Below are 12,586 nucleotides of genomic sequence, written 5' to 3' on the forward strand. Positions count from 1 at the left end.
AGGCCTCGCTATGCTCGACGCAAACAAGCCGTTTCCCAGCCTTCCTGCCAAGAGTGGCGTTGGGTATAAACCGCAGCATTTCGCCGAGATCATGCAAGACGCGGGGCCTGTCGGTTGGCTCGAAATACATGCCGAGAACTACATGGGCGACGGTGGCCGCCCGCTTGCACAACTGCGCCATCTCTCCGAAAGTTTTCCGATTTCCGTTCACGGCGTTGGCCTGTCGATTGGCGGCGAAGGCGCGCTTGATAGCGAGCACCTCGCCCGCCTCAGACACCTCTGTGAATGGCTTAATCCTGCAAGCTTTTCCGAGCATCTGGCTTGGTCGTCACACGAAAGCGCGTTTCTGAACGACCTTTTGCCGCTGCCTTACAACACCGTAACGCTCAACCGTGTCGCCGATCACATTGATCAGGTTCAAGAGGTTCTTGGGCGTCAAATGCTGCTCGAAAACCCGTCATCCTACCTCGCATTCGAGGCTTCAGACATGAGCGAAACCGAATTTCTGCGCCAAATCTCCAACAGAACAGGCTGTGGCCTGCTGCTGGATGTGAACAACGTGTTCGTATCGGCAACCAACCTCGGCTATAGCCCGCAGGCTTACATTGACGATTTCGCGCTTGCGAATGTTGGAGAGATCCACCTCGGTGGTCACGACGAAGACGAAGATGATGCCGGCCGCCCGCTGCTGATCGACAGTCATGGTCGCGAAGTGATTGATCCGGTCTGGGCCTTGCTGGACTACACACTTGAGCGCTCCGGTGTGCGCCCTTTGCTTGTCGAATGGGACAATGATGTGCCCGAATGGCCGCTGCTCGCAGCCGAGGCCGAACGCGCAGACGCCGCACTGCAAAAGGCTCTTGCATGAACAACCATACAGCCTTCACCAGCGCGCTGCTCGACCCTGCCTTACCGGTCCCCGAAGGCTTGCTTGACGGCTTCGGCGCATCTGCAGGCAAGCGGTTTTCTGTCTATCGCAACAACGTGACGGTTTCGCTGATCGACGCGCTGCATGAGGGCTTCCCGGCCATAGTAAAACTGCTCGGAGAGGCAAACTTCAGCAATGTAGCGCGCGACTATCTGCGCGCCGAGCCGCCCTCATCCCCTTTGATGATGCTCTACGGGCGCGGCTTTCCCGACTACCTCGCAGCTTGCCCGCCTTTGGCCAAATTCGGTTACTTGTGTGACGTGGCGCGCCTTGAGTTTGCCCTCCGCGAGAGCTACCACGCCGCCGACGCGACTCCCATTGCTCCACAAGATTTTGCGCAAATAGCTCCGGAGCAACTCGCACAGGTTAAGATAACGCTCACGCCGTCTGCACGGCTGATCACCTCAGCATGGCCCGTATTTTCGCTTTGGCGCTACAACATGCAAGACGGGGCGGAGAAGCCCATCGCTCGTGCTGAAAGCACGCTCATCACCCGTCCGGAATATGACCCCATTCCTCATTTATTGCCCTCTGGCGGTGACATTTTCCTGAACGCGATAATCGCCCAAAACTCACTTGAAGAAGCGGCCAGCCAAGCCTCTGAGAAACATAGCAATTTCGACTTATCCACAATATTATCCACATTGCTGTCGTCACAGGCAATATCTCACTTATCACTTGAGGATCAGCCATGAACTTATTGTTTTCATTTTATAATAGCCTCTCGCAGAGAGCTTCTAAACTGGCTCCCGATCTGCTGCCATTGCTCGCACGCTTTACCTTTGCAGCAGTTCTAGTGGGCTATTTTTGGGCCTCCGGCGCGACCAAACTAGGCGATGGCGCGCTCGGTTTCCTCTATCCGTCAACAGGCGCCTATGCACAGATATTCCCACGGGCGATGGAGGCCGTTACCTACGACACCTCGCAGTTATCCGTCTTTCACTGGCTCGTCGTTGTCGGCGGAACACTGGCGGAGTTTGTCCTGCCGCTTTTGGTGCTTGTCGGGCTGTTTACCCGCCTTGCTGCACTCGCGATGATCGGCTTTGTCGCCCTTCAGTCTCTAACCGATCTCTTCGGTCACGGCGGGCTAAAACACCCCGAAACACTTGGTGCCTGGTTTGACAGAATGCCTGACAGCGCAATCCTTGATCAGCGGGCTTTCTGGCTCCTGTTGCTAATAACACTGGTGCTTCACGGCGGCGGCTGGCTTTCACTTGATCGCTTGCTGACACGCTCGAAAGCCTGATCGCGATTGTCCAGTCAGCCCAGCAATACCGCCTGCACATCATTCCCCCACCCGAGATAAAGCGCATCTCCGGCAACGATCAATGGTCGCTTCATCAACGCAGGATGCGCCATGAGCAACGCAAGTGGCTGTTCGGAACGCTCAGCCTCACTTAACCCCCTCCAAGTCGTTGATCTTGTGTTCAAAAGCGTCATTCCGAACTGCCCGAATGCTCGCCCCAACAGAGCCTCGTCTATGCCATCAGCGCGCACGTCAACCAAAGTGTAGCCCTCAAGTGCCTTCAAGGCCTTGCGGCAAGTGTCGCAGTTCTTCAGCCCGTAAATTGTCCGAGACATCTCATACCTCCATATTTCATTTGATTTTCGCACAGATCGTGCAATCCTGACAACGTGACTTTCAGTTTCCGAGCTCCGATTTTCACGCCTTTCAGCTGCCGGACGCTTCGAAAACGCGAGTGTCACTGACAATCGCGGCCGGCCAGATACGCCCCGCCAAGTGAAGGAGACAACACTATGCCAAACGGAACCGTAAAGTGGTTTAACACCACCAAAGGTTACGGCTTCATCGAGCCCGAAGGCGGCGGAAACGACGTATTCGTGCACATTTCTGCGGTCGAACGCTCGGGGCTAACTGGCCTCGCAGACAACCAGAAGATCACATTCGAACTACAAGAAGGTCGCGACGGGCGCGAGATGGCCTCAGATATCAAGCTTGCTTGACGTCACGACAAAAGCAAAAACGCGCGGATAACTCCGCGCGCTTTGATCTTAGCCAATGCTGGCAAGACGGCTTAGTAGCAGCCCTTTGAGCCTTCAAGGCAAGTGTCTTTGTAAACGTGGCGAACCCGCTTTTTGCGCACAACCCGCTTCTTTACAGGGTGTGACATCATGCTGGCATATGATTGCGACTGGTTCGGTGTTCCGCAGCAAATAACGCCACCCATAACAATCGGCGACAGGCCGTTCGGGCAGTTGTTCGTGCCTCCGTAAGGATAGGTAGGAGCCTCGGCAAAAGCCGGAAGCGCGATCATGGCAGCAACAGCCGCTCCGATAAGTGTGTTCAGTTTCATTTCGTGTCCCTCACCCAAATGTTGTGTGTTCTTTCGTCTAGGCTACTGATTGTCGCCGAAAGGTCAAACGAAAAGCTTTGAAACAACGTGTTTTCAGTCGCGTTTCCAGTTTCAATTCCGCGCTCGCCAGCCTTACTTGAGCAAGCCCATAAACTCGCGCCATTCGCCCTTGCTCATGCCCGAGCTTTCCTGAGTGACGTCTTCGCCCTTCAGCATTGCGCGCACAGCCTCAAGCGCTTTTGACGACAAGGTAGCACCGCCCATGCGGTAATCTTCAAAGGCAGCATAAGCAGCAGGCACCCAATCCGCGACAACTTTACAGATCGCATCGGCATAAACCCGAATCTCGTATTGCGCATGTGCATCGGCCCGCAAGCGCAGGAAGTGCAGCAAGTTGTGCAAGTCAACCTTCCAATACCACTGTGTATAGATGTTCGCGGGTAGGTTCATCCGTGCCAGTTCGCGCGCCAAACCTTGCTGGCCGTCATCTGAGATCATCTCTTCATAGTGATCATATGCGCGCGATGCGTCGTCGCGCAAGTAACGCAGCACACGCTCGGCCTCTTCGCCAGTCAGCGCTTCGCCGCGACCTTGGTTGTTCACAACCGACTGAGCTGCGAGCTGGTCTGCTTGAGGAATGTAAAACTCACGGTCCAGGATAGAATAGCGCGCCGAATACTCGTTCACATTTGCTGTCCGGTGCCTAATCCATTGGCGCGCCACGAACACCGGCAGCTTCACATGCAACTTCACTTCGCACATTTCAAACGGTGTCGAGTGCCAATGGCGCATGAGATAGCGGATAAGCCCCTCGTCATTCTGAACCGACTTCGTCCCGCGGCCGTAGCTTACCCGTGCCGCCTGACAGATCGCCGCATCGTCGCCCATGTAGTCGATCACCCGGATAAACCCGTGATCAAGCACAGGGTAAGCCGTGTAAAGATGCTTCTCCATGCCTTCACTCACAGCACGCAACGTGTTTTGCGGCGTGGCGCGCAATGCCTCGATTTCGGCTATCTGATCGGCATTGAGCGGCATAGAAAGAATCCTTTTTGGCGGCTGAGTCGTGGCGACTATATCTTGCGAAAGCACATCAATGAAACACAAGAAGTTGCGCGGAAACGCCACAATTGAAGATTCTTCCTCCAATCAGGCATAGCTTTGATTGACAACGCCCGCACAACCAGCGATTTTTCATCAAATTTGGGACATCGAGGGCTGCCAGCATGAAACGAGCATTTTCACTTTTCACACTTCTTGCCTTCCTTTCAGCCTGCGGCGGTGACGGAACAAACCCCTTTGATGATCCGATCGACCCGACAGACCCAAGCTCAAAAAACAGCAAGTTCCTGTTTGATATTGATGACAAGTTCACAATGAATGATGTGGTCTACAACGAGGCCAGTGATCAACTCGTAATCAACAACCTGCCGTTTGACGGCCCTGACGGCATTTATGACCGCACGCGCACCGAACGCGGTGTTGGCGTGTATCGCAGCCGCAAAACCGGCACCACAGGGCAGATCCGGCACTATGCGGTGTTCATGCGTAACGAAGACATGCAGGTTGCCGCAGCCGCTGGTGCGGAGTGGGTTGATGTCGGCTATGGCGGCGCCAACGTAAAACGCAACGGCTACAATCTGCCTGGCGGTGTTGGTGAATATGTCTTCCTCGGAACATACGGCTCGGTCAGAACACGCAGCGACGGCGCAGGGGCGCACATCGTAACCGGCGACGTGACCCTACTTCTCGACATCTTTGACTTTGATGAAAGTGGCGGTGAACCGGGCGACGGCATTCTTGAAGGCAGTATTGTCGGCTACATCGACAACCGAACCCGCACCGACGCCGAGACAGGTGCACCTATCACAAACAACCTCCCCACCGTGAGCCTGACTCTGGTTCAATATGATCCGGAAACCGGCGAGTTTGACGAAGGTATTACCAGCACCGGCCACAACGGAAGTATCCGCGATGAAGGCCTCTGGGAGGGCTTTGTTGGTGGCTCGGATGGCAGCTCGATTGGCGCCTATGTGACGCTCAACGGCCCTGCCGAAATCCAGACAATAAGCTATGAAGTCGCTACATACACTGCCCCTGATGGCTCGACTGGTGTTGTCTCGGGCTACACGGCAGAAACCGATTACGATGCCATTTTTGCAATGGTTAATGCTGGCGAACAAGTGGGGCTCCAGACGGCCGACCAATCAGGCATACCTGCCGGATCAAGCGTGTCAGTCGAAATCGAAACCGTCACAATTGAAACGGCTGCGGATGGCCGCGAGATCGGTGTCTTGCTGACAGAACAAGAGCCTGACAGCTAATGCAACGCTCGGTGACGGGCCTGCTGAAAGCGGCCTCTTTGGCCTTGTCATTGCTTGCTCTTCCGGCATTTGCCCAGCAGGAACCTGTGCGCTTGTCGCCGCAAGAGGCCCGTGGCTTCGCAATGACGCTACTGCGGCAGGACAGGCCAGCCGCCGCCCGCGCTATAGCCCTTGGTTTGCTCAAAAAAGACAGCCGTGACTTTGTCGCGCTGATGGTTCTGGCTGATTCCGAGAAGAAACTAGGCCGCCCCGTGCAAGCCAAATTCGCGGCCCGCCGCGCCTTTCGCACCGCCAAGCGCGACAAAGACCGCTTTACCGCTGCCTATATAATGTCCGGTATTCTCAAGGCGGAAGGCAAGTTTCAGCAGTCGCAACTCTGGCTGCGTCGCGCCGGACAAGCCACCGACGAAGAGCGCCTGCAAAACGCCGCGCGCGGCGAATTCCGTCGCGTTCGCGCACTAAACCCGTGGACGCTCACCTTCGGCCTCACCGTCACTCCGACATCAAACGTCAATGGTGGCCCGAACGACAACACCTACACCATCGGTGACTTTGTCTTTGTCGATGATACCGCCGTGCCGCTCTCGGGTTTTGAAATCGGGGCGCGTTTTGGCGTCAAGCGCCGCTTCAAGCCGCAGGACTGGGGGCAAGTTTCCTTCTCGCTCAACTACGACGAGCGCCAGTATGTCCTGTCAGACAGCGCCAAAGCCAGCCAGCCCTCCGCCCGTGGCAGCGACTATGCGTTCCGCTCCTTGCAAGGCAACCTGAGCTTTGATTTTACTCACAAAAATAAGGCGGCCAGTTCATCGTTTGACGTAACCCTCGGCCACCATTGGCAAAAAGAAGAGTCCCTCTCCAGCTACTACAAGCTGCGCTATGGGCGTCAGAACACCCTGTCGGACATAGCCCGCATCGGCTACGGCGTCAGTTACGAGAACCAGTCGCGCAAAGACACGGCCGCGCGCTCGACAGAATCATTCGGCCTCGACGGGTTCTGGCTCAAAAAAATGCCGTCAGGCGACTATCTGCGCCTCGGGTTCAATCTTGCGAAAGTTGACAGCGCTTCAAGTGACATGGCCCACACCGCCTACGGGTTTTCAACCGGCTATGTGCGTGCCAAGCCTTTCCTCAAGTCGCGCCTGACGCTTGGGGCGTCGCTACACATGCGCGAGTATGACAGATTGCGCTATGCGTCCTACGGCGTTCGCCGCGACAAGAAGCTCTCACTATCCGCCGATATGTTGTTTACCGAGATTGACTATTTGGGGTTTTCGCCCTCGATCACCCTGCGCGCAACGCGCAACCTCTCCAACGTGACCCTGTTTGACAGTCAGGAATTCGGGATCAGTTTCGGCGTGAAGTCAACTTTCTGAACTTGGCGCTGGCGAAAATTTCGCTAGTCTTGGAGACAAAGCAGAAAAGGACACCTCCGCAATGAAGTATCTTCACACTATGGTTCGGGTCAAAGACCTCGACAAGAACATCGCGTTTTTTGAGTTACTCGGCCTCGTAAAAACCCGCCAGTATGACAGCGAAGAAGGTCGATTTTCACTGATCTTCATGGCTCCGCCCGAACAGCCTGAATGCCCTGTTGAGCTCACATACAACTGGGACGGCGACGACGAACTGCCCTCTGACAGCCGTCACTTCGGGCACCTCGCTTATGAAGTCGACGATATTTACGAGACCTGCGCACACCTTCAGGCCAACGGCATCACCATCAATCGCCCGCCGCGCGACGGTTACATGGCCTTTATCCGCTCCCCCGACAATATCTCGATCGAGCTTTTGCAAAAAGGCGAGCGCCTTGCTCCGGCCGAGCCTTGGGCCAGCATGGAAAGCGTTGGCCACTGGTGATAAAAAAGGCAGCGTTCGGATTGGCTCTTGCGATTGCGCCCTTACCAGCGCAGGCGCAAGAATGCCGGATGGCGCTGCTGCTCGCCGTCGATGTCTCCACGTCGATCGACCAGGTTGAATACGCCTTACAGACAACCGGCCTTGCCGCCGCCTTGCTCGCCCCCGATGTGGTGCATGCCTTTCTTGCCTTTCCCGATCAGCCTGTAGCTTTGGCGGTTTTTGAGTGGTCAGGGCGCTATAATCAAGTCACTGTTCAAGACTGGGTGGTGGTCACGACACCCGCGCAGCTTGTTTCAGTCGCCGACACCGTAAGCAAACACCAGCGCAGCAACAACGACTCGCCAACAGCAATGGGGCATGCCCTGGGCCATGCCAGCACACTGTTACAGTTGGCGCCGCGCTGCGTTGAGCAAACGATCGACATTTCCGGTGATGGCAGCAACAACGAGGGCTTCACCCCCACGCAAGCATATGGCGCTTTCCCTTTTCAGGCTGTCACGGTCAACGGTCTGGCGATTGAAGTCGCCGCCATTGAGGCCGAAGCCGAACTGATCGAGTATTACCGCAACGAAGTGCTGCACGGGGCTGGCGCATTTCTCGAAGTTGCACAGGGTTTTGAAGATTTTGAGCGCGCTATGGCCCGTAAGCTGCAACGCGAACTGGCTCCGAGCAATCTTTCGAAAGCACCGGAGCCAGCCGCACCGCATAACCAAAAACCTCTAAAAATCGCTAGTAAATATAGCGAATCTGATCAGCCCAGTAGCGCTCTACCCGTTTCAGCGCACTGGTGATGTTCTCAAGCCCTTCATTGGTCAGCACAGACTTTGACACCAGCCCCTCTGCATGCCGTTGGAACAACTCGGCCACAACCCTATGGATCTCGCGCCCGCTTGTCGTAAGCTTCACGCGCACAGAGCGGCGGTCAATCTCACAGCGTTGATGGTGCATATAGCCCATTTCAACCAGCTTCTTGAGGTTGTAGCTCACGTTTGAGCCTTGGTAGTAACCGCGCGACTTTAACTCGCCCGCTGTCACTTCGTTGTCACCGATGTTAAACAACAACAATGCCTGCACTGCGTTGATTTCGAGCACACCAACGCGCTCGAACTCGTCTTTTATAACGTCTAGTAGCAAACGGTGTAGCCGCTCTACCAAGGCCAGCGACTCTAGGTAGCCAGCCATAAAACCCGCCTCGGGGCCCGCGCCGCTAGGCCCGTTGCTCATATTCATGTGTAAGCTCATTCTTGTCTCCGTCGAAACTGATCTGATCGGAAACTGAAGCATAAAGCCGAAAATTCAGTTAAATTTCCGCGGGGTCGTTAAAATTCTACCAAACTAAGTTGAATGCACGAGATCGGATATCTCGCTTACGAGCACAGAATGCGCGTCCGGCGGCGCAACCTGCCCGCTCACCCATTGGTACAGGTCTTGGTCGTTCTCATCGAGCAACGCCTCGTAAGCGTCAAGCTCGTCAGCGCTCATGCCCTCAAGTCGGGCAGCAGCAAAGCGCATGAAGATCAGGTCCATCTCTTTGATGCCACGGCGCATCGAGCGCATGTGCAGCCGCTTGAGCCGGTGTTCATGTGTCTCACGCGTCATCAGCCGTTCCAGGCCCTTAGGCGCTTTTCCAAAGCACTCAGCCGGTTTGCCGTGCGAATAGAGCGGCCTTTCAAATCAACGATCTCGGCGATAATCGCTTCAAGGTCAGCGCCATCAGAAGCCCCTTCAAGCGGCCCCTGCCCTTCGCCCTCGCCTTCAAGCAGCCACATGATCGAGACATTCAACATTCCCGCCAGCATGCTCAGTTTGTTGGCGCGCGGCTCGGCCATGTCGTTTTCCCAGTTTTGCAACGTCGCGAGCTTAACGCCCAACCGCTTGGCAAGCTCCTCTTGAGACATCTTGGCAATCTCGCGTGCACCTGCAACACGATCCCCGAAAGTTGAGGTTTCAGGGTCAAACCAGTCATTGGTCATTTCTTCCGACATTCCGCTCCTATCTGGCTGATCTTTCTTGATCCGCACTCAGACGCAACCTATGACAGTGAGCAGCTAAGTCAAACAAGGTTTATTGTCATGTCTTTCCTCGCCAAGTCTCTTGCCCGTGTAAAACCCTCGCCCACAATCGCTGTCACCACCAAAGCAGGCGAGCTTAAGGCTGCTGGCAAGGATGTGATCGGCCTCGGCGCGGGTGAGCCTGATTTCGACACACCTGACCACATCAAGGCAGCAGCCATCGCCGCGATCAACGCGGGCAAAACCAAGTATACTGCCCCCGACGGCATCGTTGAGCTCAAGCAAGCAATCTGCGACAAGCTCAAGCGCGACAACGGGCTGACATATACCACCGCGCAGGTTTCAGTCGGCGCCGGCGGCAAGCAAACGCTCTACAATGCGCTCATGGCAACGCTCAACGAGGGCGACGAGGTGATCATCCCCGCGCCCTATTGGGTGAGCTACCCTGACATGGTGCTGCTGGCTGGCGGCACCCCCGTCACCGCCCCCGCCAAGGCCGAGAACGACTATAAGCTCACCGCCGATGAGCTCGAAGCTGCGATCACGCCAAAAACCAAATGGCTGATCTTCAACTCGCCGTCTAACCCGACAGGTGCGGGCTACACCCGAAGCGAGCTGAAGGCCCTGACAGATGTGCTGATGAAACACCCGCATGTCTGGGTGATGTCTGATGACATGTATGAGTTCCTCGCCTACGACGGATTTGAGTTCTGCACTCCTGCTGAAGTCGAACCAGAGCTCTATGAGCGAACCCTCACCTGCAATGGCGTCAGCAAAGCCTACGCGATGACGGGCTGGCGTATAGGTTACGCGGCTGGCCCTGTCGAGCTGATCTCTGCCATGCGCAAGATCCAGTCGCAGAGCACTTCAAACCCCTGCACGATCTCGCAGTGGGCAGCGGTCGAAGCCCTCAACGGCACTCACGACTTTGTCGCCACCAACAATGTGATTTTCAAGCGCCGCCGCGATCTGGTGGTCAAAGCGCTCAACGCGATCGAGGGCATCACCTGCCCGACACCGGAAGGCGCGTTTTACGTCTACCCTTCCATCGCGGGGCTGATCGGCAAAACATCAGAAGCCGGCACGCTGATCGACACAGACGAGGCCTTTGCAACTGCGCTTCTGGAAGAAACTGGCGTTGCCGTGGTGTTTGGTGCAGCCTTTGGACTTAGCCCCTGCTTTCGTGTAAGCTATGCCACATCAGACGAGGCCCTCACAGAGGCCTGCGCACGTATTCAAAAATTCTGCGCTGCGCTGACATAATTACAGGGGTTCTCGGGCATGGTCGCTGACCTTCCAAACTACTACTTTCGCGTGCGTGACAACGGCGCTTTCGTGTTTCGGGTTGATACCGAAAACCGTCAGCGCCGCATCGACATGGACCAAATCGCCGTGGTCAATATCCGCAATGGCGAGATCAAACCTCAAGGCCAGCGAGAACTGTCAAAGGAAGACATCACTGCGATCAAAACCTGGATGGCCGAGCGCATTGAACTGCTCGCCTACCGTGACATCGACGACATCCACCGCGCGGTTGACTACCTCAACACCACCAGCCATTGGGCCCAGTCAAAAGCCACCGATGAGCAACTCGAAGCCGTGACCGACGCACTCTTGCTGGCCATGCACGACCTGCGCACAACCCTCGTGCGCAAAAAGGCCGAGCGGCTGACCAACGACTAGGCTGTCGCGTTTTTCTGCCCCGGCTGCCAGCGCAAAAATCTCCAGATCAGCAGAACTGCAGCGACGGCAAGCCCGAGTGCTAGCCCGAGCCAGATGCCGATTCCGCCGAACCCAAACACAAAGCCCAGCAAGTAAGACACCGGCACGCCGATCACCCAATAGGAGATCGCCGCGATGATCATCGGGCCTCGCGTGTCCTGGACCCCGCGCAAGATACCAAGCCCCATAACCTGTGCCGCATCAACAAGCTGAAACAGCGCTGCCGCCGCCATAAGCCCGACTCCGATCGCCAGCACAGCAGAGGTGTCAGTGTCCTCAGGATCAAGAAAGGCAGAGAGAAGCACCTCGGGCATGGTCAAAAACACAACCGAGGCCACCAGCGCGACGACAACCGACATGCCCAACACCACCAGCCCGCCGTGGCGCAAAGCCGCATAGTCACCTCTGCCAAAAGCACGCCCTGCGCGCACCGTCGCCGCATTCGAGAGGCCCAGATGCACCATGAACGTCAACGACGCGACCTGTAGAGCAATACCATGCGCCGCAAGTTGTAACGTGCCAAGCCAGCCCATCATAACAGATGAGGCCGCAAACAAGCCGACCTCGGCAAGCGTGGTGATGCCGATAGGCCAGCCGAGCCGGAACACTGCCAAAAGCGCAGGCCAATCAGCCCTCCAGAAGCGCACAAACACCTCATGCTCGGGCGTGGCATAGCGCGTGTAGGCCACCATCAGAATGACAGAAATCACCTGCACCGAAAGCGAAGCCCAAGCCGCACCAACAATGCCAAGCTCGGGCGCTCCCCAGTTGCCAAAGATCAAAGCATAGTTGATCAGAATATTGGCAAAGACGGCAACAATCGTCACCCAGAGCACAACTTGCGTGCGCTCTAACGCAGAAAGAAAGCTCTTGAGAACCATGACGATCAGCGCCGGAAAAATGCCCCAACCCGCAACTCCGAGATAAGCAGCCCCCAGTGCCGCCAACTCCGGCTTTTGCCCAAGCGCCAGAAGCAGTGGCTCGGCAAAAAGAAACACCGGCAACACGGCAATTCCGAACAGAATCGACGCCCAAATCCCCATGCGTGTCACACGCCGCGCACCACGCTCATCGCCCGCACCCTCGGCCTGTGCAACCATCGGCATCACCGCAAAGGCAAAGCCAGCGCCAAAGATGAACAAAACAAAGAACAGCGTGCCAGCCAGCACCTGTGCGGCCAAAGCCTCAACACTATACCAGCCAAGCATGATCGTATCCGCCAGCTGAATAGAAAACTGCGCCACATGACTGCCCACCAAGGGCAAGCCAAGCAGCAGATAAGCATTAATATGCTCGCGAGTGGTTTGAGTTTTTTCCTGCGTCATAGCCAAGCCTTACGCCCGCAGAACCGCCGCGGCAAGAGGTCGCAACATGATAGGCAAGTAACCGGCTGGTCAGGCTAACGTTCGGCTTGATCACTCCAACATA

Annotated in this window: 17 protein-coding genes; 10 read left to right on the forward strand and 7 right to left on the reverse strand. The window is 56.1% G+C overall.

The genetic code is table 11. The features are described 5' to 3' along the window. The first annotated feature begins 10 nt into the window (after window positions 1-10). Genes bufB through KO498_RS15500 form a run of 3 tightly spaced genes read left to right on the forward strand, consistent with a single transcriptional unit; the run spans window position 11 to window position 2,174 of the window. Entirely contained in the window at window positions 11-868 is an 858-nt protein-coding gene (bufB, locus tag KO498_RS15490; protein ID WP_215960837.1) for an MNIO family bufferin maturase, read from the forward strand. Further along, entirely contained in the window at window positions 865-1,623 is a 759-nt protein-coding gene (locus KO498_RS15495; protein ID WP_215960838.1) for an HvfC/BufC N-terminal domain-containing protein, read from the forward strand. Before bufB ends, KO498_RS15495 begins: the two co-directional genes overlap by 4 nt. After that, window positions 1,620-2,174, forward strand: coding sequence for a DoxX family membrane protein (locus tag KO498_RS15500; RefSeq protein ID WP_215960839.1), 555 nt, complete (start codon window positions 1,620-1,622; stop codon window positions 2,172-2,174). Before KO498_RS15495 ends, KO498_RS15500 begins: the two co-directional genes overlap by 4 nt. Window positions 2,175-2,188: 14 nt before the next feature. Here KO498_RS15500 and KO498_RS15505 read toward each other — a convergent pair whose 3' ends face one another. Then, window positions 2,189-2,509 carry an ArsC/Spx/MgsR family protein gene (locus KO498_RS15505; RefSeq protein ID WP_215960840.1) on the reverse strand — a complete coding sequence of 107 codons (321 nt, stop codon included), beginning with the start codon at window positions 2,507-2,509 and terminating at the stop codon, window positions 2,189-2,191. Window positions 2,510-2,686: 177 nt separating this feature from the next. On the opposite strand from KO498_RS15505, the gene KO498_RS15510 reads away from it, so the two are divergent. Further along, the gene (locus KO498_RS15510) at window positions 2,687-2,893 is read left to right on the forward strand and encodes a cold-shock protein (RefSeq protein WP_215960841.1); all 207 of its coding nucleotides are present in this window, start codon (window positions 2,687-2,689) and stop codon (window positions 2,891-2,893) included. Window positions 2,894-2,964: 71 nt separating this feature from the next. Here the strand turns inward: KO498_RS15510 and KO498_RS15515 are convergent, their stop codons facing one another. Both KO498_RS15515 and thyX read right to left on the reverse strand, forming a co-directional pair. Then, window positions 2,965-3,243: a hypothetical protein gene (locus KO498_RS15515; protein ID WP_215960842.1), complete on the reverse strand. Its 279-nt coding sequence runs from the start codon at window positions 3,241-3,243 to the stop codon at window positions 2,965-2,967. Window positions 3,244-3,375: 132 nt separating this feature from the next. After that, window positions 3,376-4,281 carry an FAD-dependent thymidylate synthase gene (thyX, locus tag KO498_RS15520; RefSeq protein WP_215960843.1) on the reverse strand — a complete coding sequence of 302 codons (906 nt, stop codon included), beginning with the start codon at window positions 4,279-4,281 and terminating at the stop codon, window positions 3,376-3,378. A gap of 188 nt (window positions 4,282-4,469) precedes the next feature. On the opposite strand from thyX, the gene KO498_RS15525 reads away from it, so the two are divergent. From KO498_RS15525 to KO498_RS15540, 4 genes are all read left to right on the forward strand, one after another. Next, a complete protein-coding gene (locus KO498_RS15525; protein WP_215960844.1) occupies window positions 4,470-5,567 on the forward strand; it encodes a hypothetical protein in 1,098 nt (365 codons plus the stop codon). Next, complete coding sequence (locus KO498_RS15530; RefSeq protein ID WP_215960845.1) at window positions 5,567-6,940, forward strand: tetratricopeptide repeat protein; 1,374 nt, start codon at window positions 5,567-5,569, stop codon at window positions 6,938-6,940. The genes KO498_RS15525 and KO498_RS15530 overlap by 1 nt, the downstream gene beginning before the upstream one ends. Before the next feature lie 61 nt (window positions 6,941-7,001). Then, window positions 7,002-7,424: a VOC family protein gene (locus KO498_RS15535; RefSeq protein WP_215960846.1), complete on the forward strand. Its 423-nt coding sequence runs from the start codon at window positions 7,002-7,004 to the stop codon at window positions 7,422-7,424. A 68-nt stretch (window positions 7,425-7,492) separates the two neighbouring features. Next, complete coding sequence (locus tag KO498_RS15540) at window positions 7,493-8,215, forward strand: DUF1194 domain-containing protein (RefSeq protein WP_215960847.1); 723 nt, start codon at window positions 7,493-7,495, stop codon at window positions 8,213-8,215. On the opposite strand, the gene KO498_RS15545 is transcribed toward KO498_RS15540, so the two are convergent. From KO498_RS15545 to KO498_RS15555, 3 genes are all read right to left on the reverse strand, one after another. Further along, complete coding sequence (locus tag KO498_RS15545) at window positions 8,154-8,666, reverse strand: MarR family winged helix-turn-helix transcriptional regulator (RefSeq protein WP_436835944.1); 513 nt, start codon at window positions 8,664-8,666, stop codon at window positions 8,154-8,156. The two genes, KO498_RS15540 and KO498_RS15545, sit on opposite strands and share 62 nt — an antisense overlap. Before the next feature lie 93 nt (window positions 8,667-8,759). Further along, on the reverse strand, window positions 8,760-9,023 hold the full coding sequence (locus KO498_RS15550) for a succinate dehydrogenase assembly factor 2 (RefSeq protein WP_215960848.1): 264 nt from the start codon (window positions 9,021-9,023) through the stop codon (window positions 8,760-8,762). Beyond that, window positions 9,023-9,409, reverse strand: a complete 387-nt coding sequence (locus KO498_RS15555; RefSeq protein ID WP_215960849.1) for a helix-turn-helix domain-containing protein — start codon at window positions 9,407-9,409, stop codon at window positions 9,023-9,025. Before KO498_RS15555 ends, KO498_RS15550 begins: the two co-directional genes overlap by 1 nt. A gap of 87 nt (window positions 9,410-9,496) precedes the next feature. Between KO498_RS15555 and KO498_RS15560 the strand changes: the two genes are divergently transcribed. After that, window positions 9,497-10,699, forward strand: coding sequence for a pyridoxal phosphate-dependent aminotransferase (locus KO498_RS15560; RefSeq protein WP_215960850.1), 1,203 nt, complete (start codon window positions 9,497-9,499; stop codon window positions 10,697-10,699). Between the two features lie 18 nt (window positions 10,700-10,717). Next, the gene (locus KO498_RS15565; protein WP_215960851.1) at window positions 10,718-11,119 is read left to right on the forward strand and encodes a hypothetical protein; all 402 of its coding nucleotides are present in this window, start codon (window positions 10,718-10,720) and stop codon (window positions 11,117-11,119) included. On the opposite strand, the gene KO498_RS15570 is transcribed toward KO498_RS15565, so the two are convergent. Beyond that, window positions 11,116-12,483, reverse strand: coding sequence for an MATE family efflux transporter (locus KO498_RS15570; protein WP_215960852.1), 1,368 nt, complete (start codon window positions 12,481-12,483; stop codon window positions 11,116-11,118). The two genes, KO498_RS15565 and KO498_RS15570, sit on opposite strands and share 4 nt — an antisense overlap. Window positions 12,484-12,586 lie beyond the last annotated feature (103 nt).

The sequence above is a fragment of the Lentibacter algarum genome, from assembly GCF_018860975.1.
GTDB classification, from domain to species: Bacteria; Pseudomonadota; Alphaproteobacteria; order Rhodobacterales; family Rhodobacteraceae; genus Lentibacter; species Lentibacter algarum_A.

Excerpts from the sequence above, each read along its gene's own strand:
- bufB (WP_215960837.1), top strand. The coding sequence starts at position 11 with ATGCTCGACGCAAACAAGCCGTTTCCCAGCCTTCCTGCCAAGAGTGGC.
- KO498_RS15495 (WP_215960838.1), top strand. The coding sequence starts at position 865 with ATGAACAACCATACAGCCTTCACCAGCGCGCTGCTCGACCCTGCCTTA.
- KO498_RS15500 (WP_215960839.1), top strand. The coding sequence starts at position 1,620 with ATGAACTTATTGTTTTCATTTTATAATAGCCTCTCGCAGAGAGCTTCT.
- KO498_RS15505 (WP_215960840.1), bottom strand. The coding sequence starts at position 2,509 with ATGTCTCGGACAATTTACGGGCTGAAGAACTGCGACACTTGCCGCAAG.
- KO498_RS15510 (WP_215960841.1), top strand. The coding sequence starts at position 2,687 with ATGCCAAACGGAACCGTAAAGTGGTTTAACACCACCAAAGGTTACGGC.
- KO498_RS15515 (WP_215960842.1), bottom strand. The coding sequence starts at position 3,243 with ATGAAACTGAACACACTTATCGGAGCGGCTGTTGCTGCCATGATCGCG.
- thyX (WP_215960843.1), bottom strand. The coding sequence starts at position 4,281 with ATGCCGCTCAATGCCGATCAGATAGCCGAAATCGAGGCATTGCGCGCC.
- KO498_RS15525 (WP_215960844.1), top strand. The coding sequence starts at position 4,470 with ATGAAACGAGCATTTTCACTTTTCACACTTCTTGCCTTCCTTTCAGCC.
- KO498_RS15530 (WP_215960845.1), top strand. The coding sequence starts at position 5,567 with ATGCAACGCTCGGTGACGGGCCTGCTGAAAGCGGCCTCTTTGGCCTTG.
- KO498_RS15535 (WP_215960846.1), top strand. The coding sequence starts at position 7,002 with ATGAAGTATCTTCACACTATGGTTCGGGTCAAAGACCTCGACAAGAAC.
- KO498_RS15540 (WP_215960847.1), top strand. The coding sequence starts at position 7,493 with ATGGCGCTGCTGCTCGCCGTCGATGTCTCCACGTCGATCGACCAGGTT.
- KO498_RS15545 (WP_436835944.1), bottom strand. The coding sequence starts at position 8,666 with ATGAGCTTACACATGAATATGAGCAACGGGCCTAGCGGCGCGGGCCCC.
- KO498_RS15550 (WP_215960848.1), bottom strand. The coding sequence starts at position 9,023 with ATGACGCGTGAGACACATGAACACCGGCTCAAGCGGCTGCACATGCGC.
- KO498_RS15555 (WP_215960849.1), bottom strand. The coding sequence starts at position 9,409 with ATGTCGGAAGAAATGACCAATGACTGGTTTGACCCTGAAACCTCAACT.
- KO498_RS15560 (WP_215960850.1), top strand. The coding sequence starts at position 9,497 with ATGTCTTTCCTCGCCAAGTCTCTTGCCCGTGTAAAACCCTCGCCCACA.
- KO498_RS15565 (WP_215960851.1), top strand. The coding sequence starts at position 10,718 with ATGGTCGCTGACCTTCCAAACTACTACTTTCGCGTGCGTGACAACGGC.
- KO498_RS15570 (WP_215960852.1), bottom strand. The coding sequence starts at position 12,483 with ATGACGCAGGAAAAAACTCAAACCACTCGCGAGCATATTAATGCTTAT.